Annotated in this window: 26 protein-coding genes; 14 read left to right on the top strand and 12 right to left on the bottom strand. The window is 69.0% G+C overall.

What is annotated here, in order from left to right:
* The first annotated feature begins 94 nt into the window (after positions 1 to 94).
* Complete coding sequence (locus AC07OH_RS30005) at positions 95 to 619, top strand: class IV adenylate cyclase (RefSeq protein WP_495303119.1); 525 nt, start codon at positions 95 to 97, stop codon at positions 617 to 619.
* On the opposite strand, the gene AC07OH_RS30010 is transcribed toward AC07OH_RS30005, so the two are convergent.
* Positions 586 to 963, bottom strand: coding sequence for a MerR family transcriptional regulator (locus AC07OH_RS30010; RefSeq protein WP_495303120.1), 378 nt, complete (start codon positions 961 to 963; stop codon positions 586 to 588). The two genes, AC07OH_RS30005 and AC07OH_RS30010, sit on opposite strands and share 34 nt — an antisense overlap.
* Before the next feature lie 95 nt (positions 964 to 1,058).
* Between AC07OH_RS30010 and AC07OH_RS30015 the strand changes: the two genes are divergently transcribed.
* The gene (locus tag AC07OH_RS30015; protein WP_495303121.1) at positions 1,059 to 1,517 is read left to right on the top strand and encodes a hypothetical protein; all 459 of its coding nucleotides are present in this window, start codon (positions 1,059 to 1,061) and stop codon (positions 1,515 to 1,517) included.
* On the opposite strand, the gene AC07OH_RS30020 is transcribed toward AC07OH_RS30015, so the two are convergent.
* Entirely contained in the window at positions 1,495 to 2,139 is a 645-nt protein-coding gene (locus AC07OH_RS30020) for a GDSL-type esterase/lipase family protein (protein WP_495303122.1), read from the bottom strand. The two genes, AC07OH_RS30015 and AC07OH_RS30020, sit on opposite strands and share 23 nt — an antisense overlap.
* Before the next feature lie 161 nt (positions 2,140 to 2,300).
* Between AC07OH_RS30020 and AC07OH_RS30025 the strand changes: the two genes are divergently transcribed.
* Genes AC07OH_RS30025 through AC07OH_RS30050 form a run of 6 tightly spaced genes read left to right on the top strand, consistent with a single transcriptional unit; the run spans position 2,301 to position 8,495 of the window.
* Positions 2,301 to 3,488 (top strand): ABC transporter substrate-binding protein, encoded by a 1,188-nt coding sequence (locus AC07OH_RS30025; protein WP_495303123.1) that lies wholly within the window; start codon positions 2,301 to 2,303, stop codon positions 3,486 to 3,488.
* A complete protein-coding gene (locus AC07OH_RS30030) occupies positions 3,489 to 5,318 on the top strand; it encodes an ABC transporter permease (RefSeq protein ID WP_495303124.1) in 1,830 nt (609 codons plus the stop codon).
* Positions 5,319 to 5,332: 14 nt separating this feature from the next.
* Entirely contained in the window at positions 5,333 to 5,890 is a 558-nt protein-coding gene (locus tag AC07OH_RS30035) for an OsmC family protein (protein WP_489062294.1), read from the top strand.
* Positions 5,874 to 6,722, top strand: coding sequence for an ABC transporter ATP-binding protein (locus tag AC07OH_RS30040; RefSeq protein ID WP_495303125.1), 849 nt, complete (start codon positions 5,874 to 5,876; stop codon positions 6,720 to 6,722). The genes AC07OH_RS30035 and AC07OH_RS30040 overlap by 17 nt, the downstream gene beginning before the upstream one ends.
* The gene (locus tag AC07OH_RS30045; RefSeq protein WP_495303126.1) at positions 6,719 to 7,564 is read left to right on the top strand and encodes an ABC transporter ATP-binding protein; all 846 of its coding nucleotides are present in this window, start codon (positions 6,719 to 6,721) and stop codon (positions 7,562 to 7,564) included. The genes AC07OH_RS30040 and AC07OH_RS30045 overlap by 4 nt, the downstream gene beginning before the upstream one ends.
* Positions 7,565 to 7,601: 37 nt before the next feature.
* Positions 7,602 to 8,495: a VOC family protein gene (locus AC07OH_RS30050; protein ID WP_495303127.1), complete on the top strand. Its 894-nt coding sequence runs from the start codon at positions 7,602 to 7,604 to the stop codon at positions 8,493 to 8,495.
* Positions 8,496 to 8,499: 4 nt separating this feature from the next.
* On the opposite strand, the gene AC07OH_RS30055 is transcribed toward AC07OH_RS30050, so the two are convergent.
* Positions 8,500 to 8,922, bottom strand: a complete 423-nt coding sequence (locus AC07OH_RS30055) for a winged helix-turn-helix transcriptional regulator (protein WP_495266628.1) — start codon at positions 8,920 to 8,922, stop codon at positions 8,500 to 8,502.
* A 110-nt stretch (positions 8,923 to 9,032) separates the two neighbouring features.
* Here AC07OH_RS30055 and AC07OH_RS30060 point away from each other — a divergent pair, with 110 nt between their 5' ends.
* Entirely contained in the window at positions 9,033 to 9,623 is a 591-nt protein-coding gene (locus AC07OH_RS30060; protein WP_495303128.1) for a dihydrofolate reductase family protein, read from the top strand.
* Positions 9,624 to 9,769: 146 nt separating this feature from the next.
* On the top strand, positions 9,770 to 10,231 hold the full coding sequence (locus AC07OH_RS30065) for an RcnB family protein (RefSeq protein WP_492730002.1): 462 nt from the start codon (positions 9,770 to 9,772) through the stop codon (positions 10,229 to 10,231).
* An 81-nt stretch (positions 10,232 to 10,312) separates the two neighbouring features.
* Here AC07OH_RS30065 and AC07OH_RS30070 read toward each other — a convergent pair whose 3' ends face one another.
* Both AC07OH_RS30070 and AC07OH_RS30075 read right to left on the bottom strand, forming a co-directional pair.
* Positions 10,313 to 10,582, bottom strand: a complete 270-nt coding sequence (locus AC07OH_RS30070) for a hypothetical protein (RefSeq protein ID WP_070061423.1) — start codon at positions 10,580 to 10,582, stop codon at positions 10,313 to 10,315.
* Positions 10,583 to 10,695: 113 nt separating this feature from the next.
* Complete coding sequence (locus AC07OH_RS30075; protein ID WP_062473726.1) at positions 10,696 to 11,640, bottom strand: CysB family HTH-type transcriptional regulator; 945 nt, start codon at positions 11,638 to 11,640, stop codon at positions 10,696 to 10,698.
* Between the two features lie 178 nt (positions 11,641 to 11,818).
* On the opposite strand from AC07OH_RS30075, the gene AC07OH_RS30080 reads away from it, so the two are divergent.
* The 3 genes from AC07OH_RS30080 to AC07OH_RS30090 all read left to right on the top strand — a co-directional run bounded on the left by AC07OH_RS30080 (position 11,819) and on the right by AC07OH_RS30090 (position 16,542).
* Positions 11,819 to 12,421 carry a TetR/AcrR family transcriptional regulator gene (locus AC07OH_RS30080; protein WP_062473724.1) on the top strand — a complete coding sequence of 201 codons (603 nt, stop codon included), beginning with the start codon at positions 11,819 to 11,821 and terminating at the stop codon, positions 12,419 to 12,421.
* 218 nt (positions 12,422 to 12,639) lie between these two features.
* A complete protein-coding gene (locus AC07OH_RS30085) occupies positions 12,640 to 13,539 on the top strand; it encodes an alpha/beta fold hydrolase (protein ID WP_095948451.1) in 900 nt (299 codons plus the stop codon).
* A 90-nt stretch (positions 13,540 to 13,629) separates the two neighbouring features.
* Positions 13,630 to 16,542 (top strand): SEL1-like repeat protein, encoded by a 2,913-nt coding sequence (locus AC07OH_RS30090; RefSeq protein ID WP_495303129.1) that lies wholly within the window; start codon positions 13,630 to 13,632, stop codon positions 16,540 to 16,542.
* A gap of 24 nt (positions 16,543 to 16,566) precedes the next feature.
* On the opposite strand, the gene minE is transcribed toward AC07OH_RS30090, so the two are convergent.
* From minE to AC07OH_RS30115, 5 genes are all read right to left on the bottom strand, one after another.
* Positions 16,567 to 16,839: a cell division topological specificity factor MinE gene (minE, locus tag AC07OH_RS30095; protein WP_056574726.1), complete on the bottom strand. Its 273-nt coding sequence runs from the start codon at positions 16,837 to 16,839 to the stop codon at positions 16,567 to 16,569.
* A gap of 2 nt (positions 16,840 to 16,841) precedes the next feature.
* Complete coding sequence (gene minD / locus AC07OH_RS30100) at positions 16,842 to 17,657, bottom strand: septum site-determining protein MinD (protein ID WP_095747381.1); 816 nt, start codon at positions 17,655 to 17,657, stop codon at positions 16,842 to 16,844.
* 68 nt (positions 17,658 to 17,725) lie between these two features.
* Positions 17,726 to 18,502 (bottom strand): septum site-determining protein MinC, encoded by a 777-nt coding sequence (minC, locus tag AC07OH_RS30105; RefSeq protein ID WP_495303130.1) that lies wholly within the window; start codon positions 18,500 to 18,502, stop codon positions 17,726 to 17,728.
* Between the two features lie 131 nt (positions 18,503 to 18,633).
* Positions 18,634 to 19,920 carry a solute carrier family 23 protein gene (locus AC07OH_RS30110; protein WP_495303131.1) on the bottom strand — a complete coding sequence of 429 codons (1,287 nt, stop codon included), beginning with the start codon at positions 19,918 to 19,920 and terminating at the stop codon, positions 18,634 to 18,636.
* Positions 19,921 to 20,077: 157 nt separating this feature from the next.
* Positions 20,078 to 20,500 carry a hotdog fold thioesterase gene (locus AC07OH_RS30115; RefSeq protein ID WP_062481810.1) on the bottom strand — a complete coding sequence of 141 codons (423 nt, stop codon included), beginning with the start codon at positions 20,498 to 20,500 and terminating at the stop codon, positions 20,078 to 20,080.
* 87 nt (positions 20,501 to 20,587) lie between these two features.
* Here AC07OH_RS30115 and AC07OH_RS30120 point away from each other — a divergent pair, with 87 nt between their 5' ends.
* On the top strand, positions 20,588 to 21,925 hold the full coding sequence (locus AC07OH_RS30120; protein ID WP_495303132.1) for an AsmA family protein: 1,338 nt from the start codon (positions 20,588 to 20,590) through the stop codon (positions 21,923 to 21,925).
* A gap of 154 nt (positions 21,926 to 22,079) precedes the next feature.
* Here the strand turns inward: AC07OH_RS30120 and AC07OH_RS30125 are convergent, their stop codons facing one another.
* Both AC07OH_RS30125 and AC07OH_RS30130 read right to left on the bottom strand, forming a co-directional pair.
* Positions 22,080 to 23,423, bottom strand: a complete 1,344-nt coding sequence (locus tag AC07OH_RS30125) for a tripartite tricarboxylate transporter permease (protein ID WP_495303203.1) — start codon at positions 23,421 to 23,423, stop codon at positions 22,080 to 22,082.
* A 41-nt stretch (positions 23,424 to 23,464) separates the two neighbouring features.
* Complete coding sequence (locus AC07OH_RS30130; protein WP_495303133.1) at positions 23,465 to 23,920, bottom strand: hypothetical protein; 456 nt, start codon at positions 23,918 to 23,920, stop codon at positions 23,465 to 23,467.
* Between the last annotated feature and the right edge of the window lie 19 nt (positions 23,921 to 23,939).

The following is a 23,939-nucleotide window of genomic DNA, read 5'->3' on the forward strand; positions in this document are numbered from 1 at the left end:
AGGAGGAGGGCGAAGCCCGGGGAACATTCGCGGAGGGAAGTACCCGGTGGCCTGTGCACGCGCCCCGAACCCAGCCTCAAAAAAACGAGAAGACATGGCCAGAAACATAGAGATCAAGGCCCGCATCGACAGCGTAGACCGCATCGCACTCATCGCAGCAACGCTCGCCGACCAGGGCCCCATCGAGATCGCGCAAGACGACACCTTCTTCCGCTGCGAGCACAGCGCCGACCGCCTCAAGCTGCGCACCTTCGCGCCCGACCGCGGCGAGCTCATCTTCTACCGCCGCGCCGACAGCACCGGCCCGAAGGAATCGTTCTACCTGATCACGCCCACCGCCACGCCCGACGCGCTGCGCGAATCACTCACGCTCGCCTGGGGCCAGGCCGGCCGCGTGCGCAAGCAGCGCCGCCTGTTCCTCGTGGGCCGCACGCGCGTGCACCTCGACCGCGTCGAAGGGCTCGGCGAATTCCTCGAACTCGAAGTGGTGCTGCAAGAGGGCGAGCCCGCCGATGCCGGCGTGGCCGAAGCCCATGCGCTCATGGCCCGGCTCGGCGTGGCCGATGGCCAACTGGTGCAGGGCGCCTACGTCGACCTGTTGCGCGCGCAGGCCGCCTGAGCCATCGGGCAGCCGGCGGGCACGCGTGCCAGCAGGTCTTGCCGCAGCGCGTTCAGCTCGGCGAGCTTCTGGTCGATGACCGCGACCTTGTCGGCCAGCAGCGCCGCAATCGCCTCGTCGGGCGCGGCCGATTCCCACACCGCGGGCAGGTTGTCGCCGATCTCGTGGAGGCTGAAGCCGAGCTTCTGCGCGGTGCGGATGTAGCCCACCATCTGCACGGTTTCCTTCGCATAGACCCGGTAGCCGTTGCTGCCGCGTTGCGCGCGGATCAGGCCGCGCTCTTCGTAGAAGCGCAGCGTGTCGCGGCTCAAGCCCGTCGCCGAAGCCAGCTGGCCGATCTGCATGGTCGTGGTTCCTTCGCCGAAGAATGTGCTTGACCCTGGAGCGTACCCGAGGCTTTAGCTTCCGGGGCTTCTTCACTCCTGCAGGGCTCTTCCTCATGATCGCGCTTCCCACCTACCAACGCATCGTCCGCGCCAGCGCCTGGTACGACCTCGTGGTGACCATCGGCTTCGCCACCCCGTGGACCTTTGCGGCCGTGCACGCCCTGCTGCTGTGGACCATCCAGACGCTGCAGCTGCCGGGCAGCTTTCCGGCCTTCGACCCCGTGCACATGCTGATGGCCAACCTGCTCGGCTCGGTGGTCACCGTCTGGGCCGTGCTGCGCATCCGCGATCCGCGCCTGCGCTATGGCCGCTACGACGCCGTGGCGCGCTTCCTGTTCGCGACCTGGCAGGTCTACGCCGTGACGCAGGGCGCCAGCCTGATCATCCTCGGCTTCACCGCGATGGAACTGCTGTTCGGCGTGCTCGAGAGCCTGCCGGTGCGCAGTGCCACAGCAGGCGCACCGATGCGCTCCAACAGCGCAACAAACCTCAGCGCCAGCCCGCAGCCTTGAGCTGCTCGGCCAGCTGCTGCGCCACCTGGGCGTAGCCCTTCGCGTTCGCATGGATGCGGTCCGAGCGCAGGGCCGCATCCGACAGCACGCTCGAATACACACCCGCGACCAGCAGCGCCTGGCCCGACTTCCCCACGACCTCTTCGTAGAACGGCGCGTCACTGAGCGAGCCGACCACCGCGCGCATCGCATCGGGCGCCGGCGTGGCCAGCACCGCCACGTGCGACGTGTGCGCGCGCGCCTGCTCGATGAGCGCCGCAAGGTTCTCGCGCGTGTTGGCAGGCGACACGCCGCGCAGCATGTCGTTGCCGCCGATGCCGATCAGGATCGCGTCGTAGCTGCCGGCGGACAGCAGCGCGGGCAGGCGCTCCAGCGCCCCCGCCGAGGTGTCGCCGTTGACCCCCGCGTTCTCGACCTGCCAGCCCGTGAGTTCGCCCAGCTTCGCGGGCCATGCCGTCTCGGGCGATGCGCCGTAGCCGAAGGTCAGGCTGTCGCCCAGCGCCAGCACGCGGGCATCGGGCTTCAACGCGTTGGCTGAGGCCTTTCGTTTGCCGCACGCGGAGAGCAGCAGGGCGGTGGCCGGCACGCCGGCGAGCATCTGGAGGAGGTGGCGTCGCTTCATGTGGCGCGCAGCTTAAACGAGGCCGCGCGGCCGCTGGCGCTTGCCCCTTCGCTTGCTCGGAAAGCGCATAAGCCTCTCCGTTTTCGTTCCTTCCCGCCACGAGGACAGCGGCGAAGAATCGCGGCCCTGCACATCCTTTCACTGTCATTGAGGTCCGCCCCATGCTGCCGCTGTTCACCCGCCATCGTTTCCTGCGCCATGCGGTCGCACTGTCCGCCGCCTTGCTGGCCACGCCGCTCGCGGCCTGGGCCGCACCCGCCAGCGGCGAGCCCGTGTGGTTCGGCGTGAGCGGCCCGCTCACCGGACAGAACGCGCAGTACGGCGCGCAATGGAAGGCCGGCTTCGACCTTGCGCTCGAGCACATCAACGCGCAGGGCGGCATCCACGGCCGGCCGCTGGCCTACAACTTCGAGGACAGCCAGAGCGACCCGCGCCAGTCCGTCGCCATCGCGCAGAAGCTCGTGAACGACAAGCGCGTGCTCATCGAGCTGGGCGACTTCTCCAGCCCCGCCTCGATGGCCGCCTCGCCCATTTACCAGCGCGCGGGCCTCGTGCAGCTGGGCTTCACCAACTCGCACCCCGACTTCACCAAGGGCGGCGACTACATCTGGAGCCCCTCGATCAGCCAGGCCGACGCGCAGCCGCTGCTGGCCGACCTGGCCGTGAAGACGCTGGGCTTCAAGCGCATCGCCGTGCTCTTCCTGAACACCGACTGGGGCCGCACCAGCAAGGACGTGCTCGTGAAGGCCGCGCAGGAGCGCGGCGCGCAGCTGGCCATTGCCGAGGGCTACCAGCCCGACGAGAAGGACTTCCGCTCGACCCTGGTGCGCGTGCGCGACGCCAACCCTGACGGCGTGGTGCTCATCTCTTATTACCCCGACGGCGCGCTCATCGCGGGCCAGGTGCGCAGCGTGGGCCTGAAGCAGCCCATCGCCGCCGTGGGCTCGGTGTACTCGCCCAAGTTCATCGAGCTCGGCGGCGCGGCCGTGAACGGCATCCACACCAACACTGCCTTCTTCCCCGAGGAGCCGCGCACCGAAGTGCAGGCCTTCGTGAAGAGCTTCCGCGCCAAGTACAGCAAGGAGCCCGACGCCTTCAACGCCTATGCCTACGACGCCGTGGTGTACGCCGCCGCCGCGCTGCGCGAAGCCGGCCCCAAGGCGGACCGCAAAGCCGTGCGTGACGCGTTCTACAAGATCAAGGACGTGCCCAGCGTCATCTTCGGCAAGGCCACCTTCGATGCGCAGACGCGCCGCGTGATCGGCGTGAAGAGCGTCAACCTGGTGGTGAAGGACGGCAAGTGGGCGCAGATCGACGAGAAGGCGGCGGCGCTGGCATCGGCCAAGTAGATGAGCTTCACCTCCTTTTTCGACCACACGGTCAACGGCCTGATCATCGGCAACATCTATGCGTTGCTGGCGGTCGGGCTCGCGCTGATCTTCGGCGTCTCGCACCTCATCAACTTCGCGCACGGCTCGGTCTACACCGTGGGCGCGTACATCGGCTGGGCGAGCATCACCTACCTGCACACGCCGCTGCCCATCACCATCGCGCTGGTGGTGATCGGCTCGGGCGCACTCGGCATGCTCATCGAGCGCGTGGGGCTGCGGCCATTGCAGGGCGCCGCGCGCATCGCGCCGCTGCTGGCCACCATCGGCATCAGCTTCGTGCTCGACATCCTCGTGCAGCTGGTGTTCAGCCCCGACCCGCGCGCGCTGCCCACGCAGCTGCCCGACTGGCGCCTGCAGATCGGCACCGGCACCATCGGCGCGCTCGACCTGCTGATCGCTGGAATCGGCATCGCGAGCGCTGCCGTGCTGTTCGGCTTCCTGCGTTTCACGAAGCTGGGCTGGGCCGTGCGCGCCACCGCGCAGGACCGCGACGCCGCGCAGCAGATGGGCGTGGACGTGAACCGCGTGAACCAGACCGTGTTCGCCATCGCCGCCGCACTGGGCGGGCTCTCGGGCCTGCTGGTGGGCATGTACTACAACAACATCGGCCCGGCGATGAGCTTCCAGGCCACGCTCAAGGGCGTGGTGGCCACGGTGGTCGGCGGCGTGGGCAACGTGCCGGGCGCCATCGTCGGCAGCCTGCTGCTGGGGCTCATCGAAAGCTATGGCGTGGCGATCCTCGGCACGCCGTACCGCAACCTGTTTGCCTTCGCGCTGCTGCTGGTCATCCTGGTGTGGAAGCCCAACGGCCTCTTCGGCCGCCAGCGCGCGCTGCCGCCCGAGCCGCTCACCGGCACCTTCATCGCACCGAGCAAGCCGTGGCGCGTGCCGCCGCGCCTGTTGCTCGCGCTGTTCGCCGCGGCCGTGCTGTTGCCGCTGTTCGACCCGTCGCCCTACGTGCTGCAGACGCTCACCAACGCGTGGCTCTACGGTGCGCTTGCCCTGAGCCTCACGCTGGTGGCCGGCACCATCGGCCAGATCTCGCTGGGCCATGCGGGCCTGCTGGCCATCGGCGCGTACGCCTCGTCGCTGCTGGTGCTCGACCTGCACCTGCCCGTGGGCACGGGTATCGTGGCCGCGGGCGTGCTCACGTCGCTGATCGGCACGGCGCTGATCTTCCCGGCCTTCCGGCTGCGCGGGCACTACGTGTCGATCGCCACGCTGGGCATCGGCGAGATCGTGGCGCTCACCATCCTCAACTGGGAAAGCCTCACGCGCGGGCCCATCGGTGTCTCGGGGATTCCGCCGCTGTCGCTGTTCGGCCGCGATGCGTCGTCGAACGAGGCGATCTACTGGGCCTCGTTCGGCGCACTGGTGCTGCTGGCCCTGCTGCAGTGGCGCCTGCTGCGCTCGCACCTGGGCCGCACCTTCCGCGCGGTGCGCGAAGACGAGGTGGCCGCGCGCGCCTACGGCGTGAGCCCCGACCGCTACAAGGCGCTGGCCTTCGGTTTCGGCGGCTTCGCGGCGGGCGTGAGCGGCGCCTTCACCGCGCACATGTACTCGTACATCAACCACGAGACCTTCGGCTCGCAGATCTCGATCCTCGCGCTCACGATGGTGATCCTCGGCGGGCTCGGGAACATCAGCGGCGCACTGCTGGGTGCGGTCGCGCTCGTGAGCCTGCCCGAGCTGTTCCGCGTGACGGCCGAGTACCGCATGTTGATCTACGGCGTGGCGCTGCTTCTGTTGATCCGCTTCCGTCCCCAAGGCCTGCTCGGCACCGTCTGAAAGAACCACACACCATGAGCCACCTCAACGACTACCTCGCCGAGAAACGCACCGCCGTGCTGGCCCGCAATGCCGCCGTCGCGGCCGGCACCGCGCAGCCCTCGCAGCTCAAGGCCAGCGTGCGCGCCGAAGGCCGCAGCGGCGTGCGCCGCCTGCGCATCCGTGAGCACCAGGTGATCAGCGACAGCCCGCCCGATTTCGCGGGCTACAACCTCGGCCCGAGTTCGCCCGAGCTGCAGCTGGGTGTGCTCGGCACCTGCGTGACGCACATCTTCCTGATCCAGGCGGCCGAACGCCAGGTGCCGCTCGAAAGCCTCGAGGTCGAGGTGACCGGCGTCATCGACCCGCGCGGCGGCAAGCCGGGCCACGAGCAGACGCCCATCTGGCCGCACGAGATCGGCTACACCGTGCACATCGATTCGCCCGCGAGCCGCGAAGAGATCGACGCGCTGTTCGAAGCGGTGGAGCGCAACTGCCCCATCCTCAACCTGCTGCGCAACCCGCAGGCCATTCGCGCCGAGGTGAAGCTCGTGAACTCGAAGGCGAAGGTCGCGGATGCCGTCGCTGCTTGAGGTCCGCGGCCTCGTGCGCCGCTTCGGCGGGCTCACGGCCGTCAACACCGTCGACCTGCAGGTGGGCGAGGGCGAACTGCTGAGCGTGATCGGCCCGAACGGCGCAGGCAAGACCACGCTGTTCAACCTCGTCACCGGCCTCGACAAGCCCGATGCCGGGCAGGTGCGCTTCGACGGGCACGACATCACCGGCCTGCCCGCGCAAGCGCTCGCACAGCGCGGCCTGGCGCGCACCTTCCAGCACGGGCGCGTGTTCGCGAACCTCTCGGTGCTCGACAACGTGCTGGTCGGCGCGCACACGCGGCTGCGCGCCGTGAAACCGCGCGTGGGCGGCGTGCCGGGCCTCGGGGCACTGGCCGAGCTGGCGCTCGCGCTGGTGCAGCCGGGGGCGGTGCGGCGCGAGGAAGAAGCGCTGCGCGACGAGGCGCGCGAGATCATCGCGCTCTTCGGCGAACGGCTCACGCCGCGCACCGACCATCCGGCCTACAGCCTCTCGTACGCCAACCGCCGCCGCGTGGAGATCGCGCGTGCCCTCGCATTGCGACCGCGCCTGCTGCTGCTCGACGAGCCCACGGCCGGCATGAACGAGAGCGAGACGGCCGAGATGCTGGAGATCATTCGCGGCCTCAAGGCGCGCGGCCAGACCATCCTGCTGATCGAGCACAAGCTCGACCTCGTGATGCAGCTGTCCGACCGCGTGGCCGTGCTCGACGACGGCCGAAAGATCGCCGAAGGCCTGCCCGACGACGTGCGCAACGACCCCGCGGTGATCGAGGCCTACCTCGGCCATCGCCAGGTCGGCGAAGCGCAGGAAGAAGCGGTGCCCGCATGATCGCCACCGTCGCACGCACCGGCTTGTCGCCTTCTTCCCTTTGGGGAGAGGGAAGAAACGACGACCTGCCTGAACGCGCCCTCGCGCAAGCACCGGCGAGTGCGGTTGCGCCACTGCTGCAGCTCCAGAAGGTCAACAGCTTCTACGGTCCCGTGCAGGCGCACTTCGATCTCGACATCGAGGTGCGCAAGGGCCAGATCGTCAGCCTGCTCGGTGGCAACGCGAGCGGCAAGTCGACCACGATGAAGATCGTGCTCGGCCTGCTCAAGCCGCGCTCGGGCGAGGTCAGGTTCAACGGCGAATCGACGCTGGGCCTGAGCACGCCGCAGATCATCCGCAAGGGCATCGGCTCGGTGCCCGAGGCGCGCCGCCTGTTCCCCGCGATGACCGTGCGCGAGAACCTGCTCATGGGCGCCTACGCGCGCCGCGACCGCGCGGGCGTGGCCGACGACCTGGAACGCATGCTCGAGCTGTTCCCGCGCGTGGCGCAGCGCCTGGGCTTCCTGGCCGGCACGCTCTCGGGCGGCGAGCAGCAGATGGTGGCCATGGCGCGTGCGCTCATGGGCCGGCCGCAGCTGCTGTGCATGGACGAACCCACCATGGGCCTGTCGCCGCTGTACGTCGACAAGGTGCTCGAGCTCATCGCGCGCATCAACGCGCAGGGCGTCTCGGTCTTCATGGTCGAGCAGAACGCCAGCCTCGCGCTGCAGATCGCGCACCACGGCTACGTGCTGCAGACGGGCCGCATCGTGCTTTCGGGCCCGGCGCGCGCGCTGCTGGCCGACGCGCGCATCCGCGATGCCTACCTGGGCGGCGAGGGCGCCGCCCGCACCGCCTCCTGACGACGACGACACCTTTGCTGCGAGGAAGACCTTCACCATGCCCCTGACCCTCGACCACGTCGTGATCGCCGTGCACGACCTCGAACGCGCCATCGCCGACTACGCCGCGCTCGGCTTCCACGTGCTGCGCGGCGGGGACCATCCGGGCCGCAGCACGCACAACGCGCTCGTCGTGTTCAGCGACGGCAGCTACTTCGAACTCATCGCATGGCGCGAACCGGCGCCCGCCGAGCGCTGGTGGCAGCTGCTGCAGCGGCACGGCGAAGGCATCGTCGATTTCGCCTTGCTGCCGCGCGACACCGCCGTCACCGTGGCCGATGCGAAGGCTCGCGGCCTCGTGCTCGAAGGCCCGCTCGACGGCGGGCGCGTGCGTCCCGACGGCGAACACCTGCGCTGGCAGACCGCGCGCGCCCCGTCGGCCGACCTGCCGTTCCTGTGCGGCGATCTCACGCGGCGCGCCCTGCGCGTGCCCGAGGGCGCCGCGCGCGTGCATCCCAACGGCGTGTTCGGCGTGGCCAGCCTGGCCATCGCCGTGCGCGACCTCGACGCCACGCTGGCCCGCTACCGCGCCTTGCTGGGCACCGTGTCCGACGACACGAGCACGCACATCGGCGAGCCCGTGGCCGTGCCGGCCAGCCAGGTGCGCGTGGCCGTGATCGCCCTGGGCAGCAGCGTGCTCGTGCTGTCGTCGCCGCGCGACCGCGCCCCGGCGGCGGAGTTGGGCGGCGACGCGCTCGCACAGCGCCTCGCCGTGCGCGGCGAAGGCCCTTACGCGCTGGTGCTGCACACCGACCGGCCGCAATCGACCGGCACCTTTGATCTCGCCCGCGCGCATGGTGCGTGGATCGAACTCGACCTGCCGCCGGTGGACGCGCTGGAGGCGCAGGGCCGCGTGCGTGCCGACGCGGCGAACAGCACGGTGGGCGGGTAGGGCCTTACCTGCCGCCCAGGTGCGCCTTGCGCAGCGCGGCGCGCATCTTCTTCTGCAGCGCCGGCCCGCCCTTTTCCAGCGCGGCCGCGGGCGCGCCGCTCTCCGGCGTCACCGGCCGGTGCTTGCGCCCCCAGATGCCGAGCTGCGTGATCACCGGCAGCAGGTCGATGCCCACGGGCGTGAGGCTGTAGAGCGCCTTCTGCTTGTGCGTGGGGTCGTCGGTCTTGCTGAGCACGCCGTGTTCGACCAGCGTGTTCAGCCGCTCCGTGAGGATGTTCGAGGAGATGCCTTCCTCGGACTGCAGGAACTCGCGGAAGTGCCGCTTGTCCGCAAACATCAGGTCGCGAACGATCAGCAGGCTCCAGCGGTCGCCGACGACTTCGAGCGCGAGGTTGATCGGGCACAGGGACTTCTGCTGGATGGCCATCGGGATTCCGCCGGTTCAAGAAACTGCTTGCATTTTCGCATCGGTTTGAGAATACTGAAACTGCTTGCATTTCGAGATCGGTTTGCGCAAGCGGCCTGAAGGAGACTCCGATGCGAAAGCTCATCGTGCAAATGCAGATGTCGGTCGACGGGTTCGTGTCGCCGGCCAACGGCGACCTCGACTGGCAGCTGTGGGGTTGGGGCGACCGGTGGCGATGGGATGCGGCGCTCAAGCGTGACTTCAACGCCGTGTTCGCAGGCGTCGACACGCTCCTGCTGAGCCGCAAGATCATCGAGGAGGGCTACCTCGAGCACTGGGGCCGCGCCGCGACGCGCTTTCCTGCGAACCCCGACTACGCCTTTGCCCAGCGGGTGGTTGACGCACGCAAGGTCGTGCTTACCAACAAGCTGAAGGCGTCGCGCTGGGAACGCACCGACATCGCGCGCGGCGCCATGGCCGACGAGGTGAACGCGCTCAAGCGCCAGCCGGGCAAAGACATCCTGACCATAGGCGGTGTCGGCTTTGCGTCGTCGCTCACGTCGGCGGGGCTGGTCGACGAGTTCCAGTTCTTCGTGAACCCCACGGCCGTCGGCGCGGGCCGCTCGGTGTTCCACGACACGCGCCATGGCCATGCGCTGCGCCTGCTTGGATCGACCGCGTACGACTGCGGCATGGTGGTGAACCGCTACGCGCCTGCGTGAAGCACGTCACGCGCGTGCAGGACAACACGCCGCGGAGATACCTGCGCTTACCGGATTTCATCTGACGGTGACCTGACGCACCCGAAGCAGACACACGCGCTGCCCAGAATGGAGGCGTCATCACAGACACACCAAAGGAGTTCCAGATGATCTTCCGTACCAAGCGCTTCACCACTGCCGCCGTTGCGGCGCTCGCAATGTCCCTGGCAGCAGGCAGCGCGCTGGCGCAAGATCGCCGAGGCGACGACCAACGCCCGGGCGGCGGGCGCTACGAGCAGCGCGATGACCACCGTCCTGGCGGCGGTCGTTATGACCAGCGCGACGATCACCGTTCGCACCGCGGCCCCCACGCCGGCTACCGCGGCGACCAGGACTTCCGCGACGGCCGCCAGTTCGACCGCCGGGGCTTCCCGCAGCCGCACACCGAGTGGCGTCGCGGCGGCCGCGTGCCGACCGAGTACCGGGGCCGCAACTACGTGGTGAACGACTGGCGCGCCTACCGCCTGCAGCAGCCGCCGCGCGGCTACCAGTGGGTGGGTGTGGGCGGCGACTATGTGCTCGCGGCCATTGCCACCGGCCTCATCGCGCAGATCATTGCGGGTCAGTAAGCCTTCGCACCGCGTTCACGTCACGCACATGCAAAAACCGCCACAGGGGACTGTGGCGGTTTTTCTTTGGGGAGGAGGGTGTCAGGCCACCGCGGTGGCGGCCGACTGGGCGCACACGTTGCGCCCGGTGATGGTGAGGCGCAAACCGCCGCCATGCCATTCGAGCCAGTTGAGATCGACGTACGCGTCGATGTCGCGATCGTCGATGCGATCGGCCTGGCGGCTTTGCAGCAGCTCGACCGTGGCGGGCAGGGCACGTTTCAGGCGTTCGCGTTTCTCCGCTGCATCGGCCGCCTTTTGGGCGGCCCGGGTGGCCTGTAGTTGCTGCTGCTGCTGCGAAGTCGATGCCATTGCTGATCCGTTCCGGGAGCCAAGGAATTAACCCGAATGTACGCCGCTTGTGTGAAGCTGCGCGCATTCTTTTCAACCCTGGAGCCGGAAGTGTCGATTTCGTTGCGCTTGAGCTAAATCTCGTAGTGAGACACCTTGACCTCGTCGCCCAAGGCCTTCTCGACAATCGCGCGCGTCAATGTCGGCGCAAACGACTCGATGAACGCGTAGACATATTTGCGCAGGTAGGTGCCGCGTCGCACCGCCAGCTTGGTGAGGTTGATGCCGAACAGCCGCCCCGCATCGAGCGCGCGCAGCTGCGTGTCGCGCTCGGCCTCGTAGGCCACGCCGGCGACGATGCCCACGCCCAAGCCCAGCTGCACATAGGTCTTGATGACGTCGGCGTCCATCGCGGCCAGCACGATGTTGGGCTGCAGACCGCGCTGCTCGAAGGCTTCGTCGATGCGCGAACGGCCGGTGAAGCCCGTGTCGTAGGTGATCAGCGGATGCTGCGTGAGTGCTTCGAGTGTGAGCGGCGCGTCGAGCAGCGGATGCCCGGGCGGCACGATCACCGAGTGCGTCCAGCGGTAGCAGGGCAGGGCGACCAGCTGCGGGTAGTCGCCCAGCGCCTCGGTGGCGATGCCCACGTCGGCCTCGCCGTCGAGCAGCATCTGCGCGATCTGCTTGGGCGAGCCCTGGTGCAGGTGCAGTTTCACGTTCGGAAATTGCGCGCGGAATTCCTGCACCGCCACCGGCATCGCATAGCGCGCCTGCGAGTGCGTGGCCGCCACCGAGAGCAGGCCGCTTTGCTGCGCCACGAATTCCTGGCCCGCGTGCTTGAGGTTGCTGCTTTCCATCAGCATGCGCTCGATGATCGGCAGCACGTGGCCGCCCGGCTCGGTGAGGCCCGTGAGCCGCTTGCCGGCGCGCACGAAGAGCTCGATGCCGAGTTCTTCCTCGAGTTCGCGGATCTGCCGGCTCACGCCGGGCTGCGAGGTGTGAAGGGTGTGGGCGACCTCGGTCAGGTTGAAGCCGCAACGAACGGCCTCGCGTACCGAGCGCAGTTGTTGAAAGTTCATCGGGCGCGCAGGAGGTGAAAAGAGGTCCGGACCCCGGGTCGGGGCCGACCGGCGATTCTCGGCAGAAGTGCTTATGCGGGGAACGATGCGTTTGTTGGTTCCACATGAGCAAAACATCTATGAAGCCATTCTGCATGGGGAAGTTGATATTTCGCACGGCTGTGCTAAAGTCCGCCGCATGGACGCCAAGACCCAGAAAAGCGAACTCACCCGCGCCGCCATCGTCGGCGCGGCGATGCACCTCGCGCTGGCCGAGGGGCTGGAGGCGATCTCGCTGCAGGCCGTGGCGAGCCGGCTGGGGCTGTCCAAGAGTGGCGTGTTCTCGCGCGTGGGCTCGCGCGAGGCGCTGCAGAAGGCGGTCATCGAGGAGTACGGCCGCGGCTTCCTGGCCGAGGTGTTCGTGCCCGCCATGCAGAAGCCCAAGGGCCTGCCCCGCCTGAACGACATCGTCGCGCGCTGGATCGCCCGCACGCGCGACGTCGAAGCGCAGAACGGTTGTCTCTACGTGGCCGGCGCCTTCGAGTTCGACGACCGCGAAGGCGAGCTGCGCGACCTGCTGTTCGACGAGATCACGCGCTGGCGTGCCGCACTGCGCCGCACGGTGCTGCAGGCGGTCGAGACCGGCGAGCTCCAGGCCGACACCGATCCGGCCCAGCTCGTGAGCGAGATCAACGGGATCATGATGAACCAGCTGCACGACGCGCGCTTCCTGCGCGACGGGCATGCGGCCGAGCGCGCGGGCCAGACCTGGCAGCGCCTTCTTTCCAGCTACCGCGCCTGAGGCGCATCCGCAGACGACGGCCACCGCCTCTTCGTTTGCCTTAATTTCGCACCACCGTGCGATAAAAAAGGAGAAGCACCATGCTGATCATCGCCCTCTTTCTCGCCGCTTATGCGGTGCTCCTCGGTGTGCACGGCGTGCAGGACACGCTGCGCAGCCTGCCGCGCAGCAACCAGGACTGGGTCTGGTACTGAGCCCCCCGAACGAAAGCCTTCCCCATGACCACCACCACCCACACCACCGCCCCCGTGGGCTACTACAGCGCCAGCCCGCTGATGCGCGCGATGCGCTTCGGCCTCGGCGCCTCGCAGCGCCTGTGGCCCGCGCTCGGCGTGCGCGCGGCGTACCGCGTGTTCGGCACGCCGCTGCCGCCCAAATGGCTGTACCGGGGCCAGCAGCCCGGTGCCGACTGGCGCCGCGAGGCCTGGTCGTTCGAGGACGCGAACCTCGGCATCTACCACCTGGCCGCGCAGGACTCGGGGGCCGAGTCGGCGCCGGTCGTGCTGCTGGTGCACGGCTGGGGCGGCCATGCGGGCCAGATGCTGCCGCTGGCGCAGGCCGTCGCCGCGCAAGGGTTGAGGCCCGTGCTGCTGGAGATGCCGGCCCACGGCCGCAGCGCGGGCACGGCCAGCAACCTGCCGCAGTTCGCGCGCGCCATCGACTACGTGGCGGCGCGGTTGGGCGCCGACGGGCACGTGCTGCGCGCGGCGGTCGCGCATTCGCTGGGGGCCAATGCACTGGCCTATGCGGCGGGGCGCGGCCTGCCGGCGCAGCGGCTGGTGCTGCTGGCACCGCCGGCCTCGCCGCGCGAGTACACGCGCTACTTCGCGCAGGTGTTCGGCCTCAGCGAGCGCACGCGGGCCGGCATGCAGCGACTGATCGAGGCGCGCGAAGGCATCCTGATGCAGCAGCTGGAGCCGGCCGCCGTGGGCCCACGCATCGCGCAGCCGACGCTCATCGTGCATGACCGCGACGACCGTGTGAACCGCTTTGCCGATGCCGAGGCGTTTCGCGATGCGATTGCCGGCGCGCGGCTCTTTCCCACGCAGGGCTGGGGCCACCGCCGCATCCTCAAGGAGCAGGCCGTGCTCGCGCAGGTCACGCAGTTCCTGGCGTAGCGGCCGGCGGTCACGTGCGCGTGAAACGGCGCCCCTAAACTGGGCGCCACCCATGGCCTTCGCCATGGACGACACACGCACCGACCACACATGGGCAATCGTTCCTGGCTCTATCTCGAACACAGTCTTCCCGACACCGAAGAGGCATCGGCCGACGAAATCGCCGAAGCCAACAACAACTTCCCCGTGCTCTGGCAGCTCCTGCTGGCCGATGGCGCGGCCGGCGACGCCATCGACCACCAGCGCGTCTTCGGCGATGCCGGCACCGACAACCTCGCCAGCGACGCGCACGCCGGGCTCGCGCGCATCCGGCAGCTGCACGCCTTTGTCGAGCGGCACCCGATGCTGCACACGCTGCCGCAGATCGCGCTGCAGTTCGAAGCCGTGGCGCTGCACCTGGCCGAACTGATCGACGACATGCCGGAGGGCAGCGCGCCGCGCTTCTCCGCCAACCTCGACGAGCTGTCCTGGCTGGGCGGCGATGCGGAAGGCGAGGGCTTCATCGAACGCAACCGCCGCGAGTGCAATGAACTGTGGGCCGAGGTGCAGCGCTGCATCGACAGCGGCAACCACCCGGGCGTGGACGCGGCATTGGGCGTCAAACGTTTCGCAGACTGGGAGGCCTGGGCCTGGCAGTTCGGCTTCGGCAGCCTGTCGCATCCGTACTTCGACGGCTACGAGGCGCCGCGCGACGAGCGCTTTGCCGACTTCGAACCCGAAGAAGACGAGGACGACGACGAACGCCCCGACTACGACAACCACCTGGGCGGCGATCTCTGGCGCTTCGAGGTCGATGGCCGCTGGGGCGTGATGCGTGTGGTGTACGAGGACGACGGGCGCAGCCAGCGCACCACCGTGGTCGAGCCCGCGTGGGACGACATCCGCTACGCCGGCGCGGACGATCCGCGCCTGCTCTGGATCTCGCAGGGCGAGCGCTCCGGCCTGCTGCTCGCCGACGTCGAGGCGCCGCGCGTGCTGTTCGAACCGCAGCTCGACGAGGTCTGGGCCTTCGAGGGCGACGTTGCGACGGCCCTGGTCGGCGACCACGTCGGCCTGTTGCGCACCGACGGCAGCTGGCTGCTGGCACCCTCGGTCGACGAGGTCTGGAGCTTTGTCGAAGGCCGGGTGCGCGCCCGCGTGGGCGAGCGCATCGGGTACGTCGACCTGCAGGGCCAATGGACGATTGCGCCCCGGTTCGAAGAAGCCGAAGACTTCACGCCTTTCGGTCTCGCGCCCGCACGCGGCGACGAGGGCGGCTGGGGGTTGGTGCGCGCGGACGGCGAATGGGCCGTGCCGCCGGATTTCGAAAGCCTCCAGTGGCGCCACGACTGGGAGGGCTTCGACGCCAAGCGCGACGGCAAGAGCGGGCTGCTGGACGCGCAAGGCCGCGTCGCGATCGAGCCGGTGTACGAACAGGTCGACCTGCTCGAGGAATACCCGATCGAGGTCCTGACGGCCGAAGACACCGATCCGTCGAACGAGCGCGGCACCCCGGCCCGGCCGAAGCGCTTTGCCGTGGAACGCGCCGACGGCCTGTGCGGCCTGATCGACGGGCAGGGCCGCGTGCTCGTGCCCTTCGACTACGGCCGCTTCGAAACCCTGGAGCCGCTGACCGGCGAGGAGCGCGCGCACGCCATGGTCCGGCGCGACCTGGTGCGCGTGGCGTCCAAAGGCGGGCGCACGGCGAAGAACGCGCCCTGGCTGCGCGGCATCTACGACGTGGCCGCCGGCCGCGAGCTGGTGCCGTGCCGGCACCGCACGCTCCAGCCGCTGGCCTGGGGCACGCAGGACATCGGCTGGCTGGTCGCCGATCCGGTGCCGCGCAGCGCGAAGGTCGAGAAGGGGCAACTCGCCGTGGGCGTGCTGCGCGCCGATGGCGCCGTGCTGCACCCGCAGGCCTACCCGTGGGTCACCGCCGCGTTGTCGGTCGCCGACGGCTGGATGGCTGTCGCGGTCCGCTCGCAGCTGTGCAAGCGCTGGGGCGCGGGCGAGCCGGTGCAGGCCGTGCGCAACGACACCGGCCTGTACGTCTGGCTGCACGCCGACGGCCGCGAGCAGGCGCACACCGAACACATGGCCGCGCGCCATGCCGCCGGCGACCTGCGGGCCGCCTACGAGCTGGCCTGCCACCTGCGCGACGGCGAGGGCGTCGAGGCCGACCCGCGCGAAGCCCTGCGCTGGATGGCCCGCGCCGCCGGCGTGCGCGAGCCCGGCGACGCCCCCGCCACCGCGTCGCCCGGCGGCCTGCCCGTGGCGATGTGCGAGCTCTCGAAGATGCTGCGCTGGGACACGGCCGGCCTCGGCGCCGAACCCGCCCTGGCGCGCGCATGGCTGCTGCACGCCATCGCCCATGGCGGCGAGGACGACGCCGCCACGCACGCCCACCTCGGCTACATGCTGACGGAAGGCGAGGGGGGCGAGCGCGACCTGGAAGGCGGCATGCGGCACTACGAACGGGCCGCCGAGCACAACCACACGATGGCGCTCTACAACCTCGGCCTGGCGCACAAGCTCGGCGAACCCGGGGAGCCCGACCTGGCGCGGGCGATCGGCTACTTCCGCCGTGGCCACGAAGCCGGCGACGTCAGCGCCACGATGCAGCTTGGCCGCACGCTGTGCCGGCACGCCGGGGCGCTGGCCGAACAGGGCCAGGGAGAAGCGGAAGTGAACGTGCTGTACGCCGAAGCCCTCTACGCGCTGCAGAAGGTGGCGGAAGACAGCACCCAACGCCAGCAGGGCTGGGCCTGCTACGAGCTGGGCTGGATGCGCATGCAGGGTCAGGGCGCGCCGGAAGACGCGGCAGCCGCAGAGCGCTGGCTGCTCACCGGCGCCGCGCTCGATGACTGCGAAGAGAACCTGGAGAGCCAGCGCGCCTGCGTGGAATCGCTAGCGGAGCAGTTCTACGGCGACCGCGAAAGTCCGCTCTTCGACGAGGGCAAGGCCCAAGAGTGGGCGCAGCGGGTGGAGGCGCTGCCCGCTGCGGCCCCGGATCAACCGGCGTGAGCTGGTCGATCGGGGTTCTGGCGCTCAGCGCGCCGGAACCGGATCGGGCAGTTCGATCTTGATGTCCAGCACTTCGAGGTTGTCCTGGGTTTCCAGGTGCACCTTGATGTCGTCGGCGTTGATCGACACGTACTTGGAAATCACCGCCACCAGCTCGCGCTGGAGCTCGGGCAGGTAATCGGGGCGCTTCTTGCCGCTGAGGCTGGAGCGCTCGTGAGCGAGGATGATCTGCAGGCGCTCCTTGGCGACGCTCGCAGTCTTCTTCTTCTCACCAAGCAGGAACGAAAGAAACGACATGCCTACTTGCTCCCGAAAATCCGTTTGAAGAAGCCGGGCTTCTCGGCGTCGACAAAGCGCATCGGCTTGTCTTCGCCAAGGAAGCGCGCGACCACGTCGCTGTACGCCTGGGCCACGTCGGTGTCCTTGTCGTGGATGGCGGGCACGCCCTGGTTGGAGGCGTGCAGCACGCTTTCCGACTCGGGGATCACGCCGATCAGCTTGATGCGCAGGATGTCCTGGATGTCTTCCAGCGAGAGCATCTGGCCGCCGGCCACGCGGTTCGGGTTGTAGCGGGTGATCAGCAGGTGTTCCTTGATCGGCTCGCCGCCGTCCTTGGCGCGCTTGGTCTTGCTGCTGAGCATGCCCAGGATGCGGTCCGAGTCGCGCACCGAGGAGACTTCGGGGTTGGTGACGATCAGCGCCTCGTCGGCGAAGTGCATCGCCATCATGGCGCCGGTCTCGATGCCCGCGGGGGAGTCGCAGATGATGTAGTCGAACTCCATGGCCGACAGGTCGTTCAGGATCTTCTCGACGCCTTCCTGCGACAGGGCTTCCTTGTCGCGCGTCTGCGAGGCGGCCAGCACGAACAGGTTGTCGCACTGCTTGTCCTTGATGAGCGCCTGGCTCAGGTTGGCCTCGCCCTGGATCACGTTGATCAGGTCGTACACCACACGGCGTTCGCAGCCCATGATCAGGTCGAGGTTGCGCAGGCCCACGTCGAAGTCGATCACGGCCGTCTTCTTGCCGGCGAGCGCAAGGCCCGACGCGAAGCTGGCGCTCGTGGTCGTCTTGCCGACGCCGCCCTTGCCCGAGGTCACCACCACAATTTTGGCCATCGCCATTCCTTCTTGTTTCGATTCAGTTGTCGATTGATGCTCAGCGCTGCCGCGTTCCTGGTTTTTCATCAGGGAATCGCGTCGATCGCTATTTTTTTGCCGTCCAGGCGCACCTGGGCGGGCTTGCCCAGCACGGGCTCGGGCAGCGGCACTTCGTTCGTGCGGTAGATGCCCGCAATGGCCACCAGCTGCGCTTCCATGCAGGTCGAGAAGATCCGCGCCTCGGTGTTCCCGCGCGCGCCGGCAATGGCCTTGCCGCGCAGCGGCGCGTACACATGCACGTTGCCGTCGGCGATGACTTCGGCGCCGAAGCTCACGATGGCCGTCACCACCACGTCGCCGCCACGCGCATAAATCTGCTGGCCCGAGCGCAGCGGCTTGTCGATCAGCAGCGTGCCGTTGGCCGGCACCGGCAGCTCGCGCACGATCTGCGGGGCTTCCGACGGTGCGGGCGCCTCGGCGGGCGGGGCCGGCGGGCGGGGCGCGGGGGCCGAGGGCATGGCGGCCACCGACAGGCCGGCTTCACGTGCCGCGGCATGCTGTTCGGGGCTGCCGCCGCGCACGGCGATCGGCTGGGTCTGGTGGCGCGCCAGCAGGCTGCGCAGGGCGGCAAAGTCGATCTCGGGGGCGGGGGTGTCGGCCTCGGCCGCCAGTTCCTGCAGCATCGAGAGGTCGATCACCACCGGCTCCTGCTCGAAGAAGTCGGGCGAATCCGCCAACTGGGCGTCGAGCGCCTCGGCCAGCACGTCGAGGTCGGCTGTCTTGAGGATCACTGCGATCAGCGGCAGTGTGGCGCTCTTGAATTCGAAAACCGCCTTGGTACGAGCGGCGGAAACATCGGCCATTGGAAAACGTGTGTGAACGTCGGTGCGAAAAGCGTTGGAGTCTAACGGGCGCCGGCCAAAGCCCGGTGACCGGCGCCGTGTTCACTGACCCCGCACAACAGTTATTGCACGAGGTTTCACTTTGTCTGCGCTCAGGCGTTGCGCGAACGGCCCAGCAGGGCGTAGAGGATGATCGCCCCGAAAGTGGCGGTTCCGATGCCGCCGAGGGCGAAGTCGCCGAACTTCAGCGTGAAGTCGCCGGTGCCGATGATCAGCGTGATGGCGGCCACGATCAGGTTCTTGTTCTGCGAGAAATCGACCTTGTTGTCGACCCAGATCTTGGCGCCGGCAATGGCGATCAGGCCGAACACCACGATGCTCACGCCGCCCATCACCGGCAGCGGAATCGCCTGGATCAGCGCGCCGAACTTGGGGCTGAAGCCCAGGATGAGCGCGATGAGGGCCGCCACCACGAACACCGCCGTCGAGTAGATGCGGGTGGCCGCCATCACGCCGATGTTCTCGGCGTAGGTGGTCACGCCCGTGCCGCCCGCGGAACCGCTGATGACCGTGGCAATGCCGTCGCCGATGAAGGCGCGGCCCATGTACGGGTCGAGGTTGCGGCCCGTCATGGCCGTCACCGCCTTCAGGTGGCCGAGGTTTTCCGCCACCAGGATGATCGCCACGGGCGCGATCAGCAGCATCGCGTTGGCCGTGAACACCGGCGCCGTGAAGGTCGGCAGGCCGAACCAGGCCGCGTTGGCGATGCCGCTCAGGTCGACCGGCTTGCCCAGGCCCATGCCGTTGGTGAGCGCGGCGTAGACCAGCGTGGCCAGGATCAGGCCGATGAGGATCAGCAGGCGCTGCACCATGCCCCGCGTGAACACCGCCACCAGGCCCACGCACAGGAAGGTCACGGCCTGCATCCACGAATCGAAGTTGCTGGCCGCCATGTTCTTGATGGGAATGCCCGCCAGGTTCAGCCCGATCACCGCCACCACGGCGCCCGTGACCACGGGTGGCATGAAGCGTTCGATCCAGCCCGTGCCCACGGCCTGCACGATGGCCCCGATCAGGATGTAGACCACCCCGCAGGCCACGATGCCGCCCAGCGCCACCGCGATGTTGGCGTTGGCCCCCTTGCCGGCGTAGCCGCTGGCTGCGATCACCACGCCGATGAAGGCGAAGCTCGAGCCCAGGTAGCTGGGCACCTTGCCGCCGGTCACGAAGTAGAAGATGAGCGTGCCGATGCCGCTCATCAGGATCGCGATGTTGGGGTTGAAGCCCATCAGGATCGGCGCCAGCACCGTGGCGCCGAACATGGCGATCACGTGCTGGATGCCCATCGCGCCGGTCTGCAGCCAGGGCAGCCGCTCGTCGGGCGCGATGACGGCGCCATTGGCCAGTGTGGACACCGGCTTTTCAGTCCAGTTGAACATGTGTTTTCTTCTCCTCGGTTGGTGTGTATGGGGGGTCGACGCGCTCCCTGGGGCGAGATTGTGGTCGATCCACCCCGTGCTGAACACGGGTGCCACCCGCAAGAGGCGTACCAGCGGGAGAAGAAAAAGAAGAAGCGCCCGGAAGGCGCGCCCGCGCTCAGCGCGGCTGCAGCACCGCCATGGTGATGCGCGAGACGCAGGTCAGCTCGCCCGCCTCGTTCGTCAGGTCGATCTGCCAGACCTGCGTGGTGCGCCCGCGGTGCACCGGCCGCGCCGTGCCGGTGACCCAGCCGCTGGTGGCCGAGCGGATGTGATTGGCGTTGATGTCCAGGCCCACCGCACGGTCGCCCTCGGGGGCCGAGTAGTGCGCGCCGCAGGAGCCCAGCGTCTCGGCCAGCACCACCGACACGCCGCCGTGCAGGATGCCGTAGGGCTGGCGGGTGCGTTCGTCCACCGGCACGCGGGCGCGGATGAAGTCGTCGCCCACCTCCAGGAATTCGATGCCCAGGGCGGCCACGGCGGTGCCCACGTGGTTGGCGGTCAGCGATTCGACCGAGATCTCTTTCTTCCAGATACGCATGCAGGGGTCTCCGATACAGGGGGTGCGAGGGCACTATAGCGACGACGGCTGACAACCGCAGTCGCCTTTGCGTGCTACCTTGGGTCGATGACCTTTTCTCCGGTGCGGCGGTGGCTCCTGGGCTCGGTGGCGGTGCTGCTGCTGGGCATCGGCGCGCTGGTGGCGTTCGTGAGCTCTCGGCTGCCGAGCGACGCCGAGGTGGCGGCCCGGATCTCCGAGGCCTTCGCGCAGCGCTTCGGCGTCGGCCTGAAGGTCGGCGGCGCCCACTGGGCCTTGCTGCCGACCCCCGTGCTCGTGCTCTCGGACATCGCCACCGACCAGCCGCGTCCCATCACCTTGCGCCGCGTCACGGCGCAGCTGCAGCTGTCGCCGCTGCTGCACCGCGTGATCGCCGTCGACGCACTCGAGATCGAAAGCCTCGTGCTGCCGCGCGAGTCGGTGCGCGCCTTCCGCGGCAAGGGCCCCAAGCCGCAGGAGGGCGACAACGTCGTCGCGCTGCCCGCGCCCTGGACGCTGGCGCCTGTCCCGCTGGAACGGCTGCGCTGGCGCGACGTGGTCTGGATCGACCGGCGCGACATCGCGCTCGCCTACGACGGCGAGATCGCCTTCGACGCGCAGTGGCGTCCGCGCCAGGCCCGCGTGGAGCGGGCCGGCGTGACACCGCCTGCGCGTCTGCGCCTGGACCGCGAGGCCGGCCAGGACCGCTGGCGCACCCGCATCGACGTGGGCGGCGGCACGTGGAACGGTGTCTCGCGTTTCGAGACGCTGCCTGGCGGCACGCTGCGCCTGTCGGCCGAACTCGACCCGCACCAGATCGACATCGAAGGGCTGGTACAGGCCTTCGGCCGGCGCACCTCGGTGGCCGGCAAGGTCAGCGGAAGTTCCACGCTCGTGGCCGAAGCCGACAAGGCGCAGGACCTGGGCGCGCTGATGCGCAGCCTGCACACGCGCACCACCTTCTCGGTGCAGCCCGCCACGCTGACCCGCCTCGACCTGGCCAAGGCGGTGACCACCGCCGGCATCAGCCGCGGCGGCATCACGGCGCTAGACGAACTCACCGGCACGCTCGACACCCAGGGCACCGAAGACGGCACCGTGATGCGTTACACCAACCTCAAGGCGCGCTCGGGCGTGCTTACCGCGAGCGGCAACCTGCGGCTGTTCAACCGGCAGATGTCGGGCGAGATGGCGGTGGACCTGGTCGACGGCGTGGTCGGCGTGCCGCTGAAGATCGGCGGCAGCATGGCCGAGCCCGAGGTCTCGATGACCGGCGGTGCGCTCGCGGGGGCGGCGGTTGGCAGCGCGGTGCTGCCGGGGGTGGGCACGGCGATCGGGGCGCGTGTGGGGCAGCAGGTGGAGAAGCTGTTCGGCGGGGATGAGCCGGCGAAGAAGACGGCGCCGAAGACGCCTGCATCGCAGCGCTGACTGGCGGCCGTCGCGTTCAGGGCGTGTGCCCAGGCCACCGGGTACTTCCCTCCGCGAATGTCCCCCGGGGCTTCGCCCCTCCTCCTTGATTTCGCTGCGGGAAGCACCCAGTGCCCTGGGCACTTGGACGCGCTGCTGGTGTGCGGCCGGCCGATCAGGAGAAGGCCTTGATCACCGCCGGCACCGTCAGCACCGCCGTGTAGTACCCCATGAACTGCACGCCCGTGTTGAACCCGATGGCGCGCGACAGCAGGCCGCCGAGCAGGCCCATCGTGAGGATCACCAGCAGCCCGAGCAACTGGCCTTCCCACACGCTGATCACCACGATCAAACCGACGAAGGTCGCGATGATCGCCTCGTGGCTCACCTTGCGCGAGACGAACAGCGCCGCGCGGCGCGCGAAGTTCATCGTGAAGGGGTAGGCCACCAGCGCCGCGAGCACCACCGCCAGCATGCCGTAGCCGAGGAACTCCCAGTGGTTCAGCAGGTTGTGCAGGTTGTGGGTCTGGCCCGTGGCCGCATCGATGGTGAACACCGGCGGCGCATTGAAGAGCGGCGCGGCCGGGCCGGCCGCCACCGGGCTCAGCGGCAGGCCGATGGCGATCAGCGGGATCAGCGCTTCGGCGATGTAGGTCGCCTCGGTCACGCCGTTGCGCGCGGCCAGCGTGGTGGTGAGGCGGTGGTACGCATGCTTGATGCGCGAGCCGACCAGCTCGCCCAGCACCACCGTCATCGCGACCGGGCTGAACACGAAGGTCGCGCTGGAGATCGTGGCGGTCGCGAAGGTCCACTTCACCTGCGTGCGGTCGAGCACCTTGAACGGGTTCGGGAAATAGCCCGTCCATCCCTTCACGTCGGGCGCGAGCGAGAAGGTGCGGACCTTGTCGCGCTTCATGCGCGCACGCGCCGCCGGCGAGATCACCGAGAACAGGTCGGCCACCAGCGGCCCGATGGCGATGCCCAGGAAGTAGCTGATGCTGAGCTTCACGCCGTACTTGCCCGTGAGCGCCTGCAGCGCCACGATCACCATCACGAACGGCACCAGCGTGGCGACCGAGGCCCAGCGTCCGCTCGAAAAGTAGGCAATGGCCACGGCCGCCACCACGAAGATCCACGGCGCCGCCTTGGTGATGGCCGCGCCGTACGGCGCCAGCAGCACCGCGAACAGCACGGCCAAGGGCACCGCCAGAAAGGCCGCAATGATCGCGCCCGACACCATCTTGCGCAGCGCGATGTGCGGCACGCCCAGGTTGCGCAGCACGTTGGCGTCCTGCAGCAGCGGCGTGGCCATGGTGTCGCCCGGAATGCCCAGCAGCGCGGTGGGCACCGCGTGCGTCATGTGCTTGGCGACGGCGGCCGCCAGGAAGAAGGTGAACACGCCTTCGGGTGGCACGCCCAGCAGCACCACCAGCAAGGTGAGCGGTGCGAGCGTGGTGGTTTCGTCGGTGCCCGAGACGAGGCCGATGGCCGCGAACACGATGGCGCCGACAAGGCCCATGCCGGTGGCGACGAGGATCTGGTTGAACAGGGCGGCGTCGATCACGAGGCGGCTCCTTCGGCGGCCTTGGCGGCCTGGGGCTTGTACGACGCGAAGAGCTCGTAGATCTCGAGCTCCTTCATCTCGCGCACCACCACGGCCGGCAAGTCGTCCACCGAGCCCAGGTCGCCGTGCTCGGCGGCCAGCTCGGCCAGCACCTCCTCGCGCCAGCGCGGATCGGCGGCGGTGCCTTCGACCACTTCGCGCTTGGGCGTGAAGAGCTTCGCGCAGATCACGCCCGAGACCACGCAGCCGCCCAGGCCCGCGAGCATCGCGTAGGCGCGCGCCAATTCGGGCGTGCTCACCACGCTCGCGAGCACGCGGCTCGCCACGAGGTAGCCCGTGAGGCTCACGGCGACGCCGATCGCGATCGACCACGCGAGGTGGCCCAGGTCGGCCGTGTCGCCCCATATTTCCACCAGCCGCCAGCGGGCGGGCGTTGCACTGTCTGCGTTCATTCGAGTTGTCTCCGTCTGT

The organism is Variovorax sp. GW821-FHT10C12 (assembly GCF_059415405.1).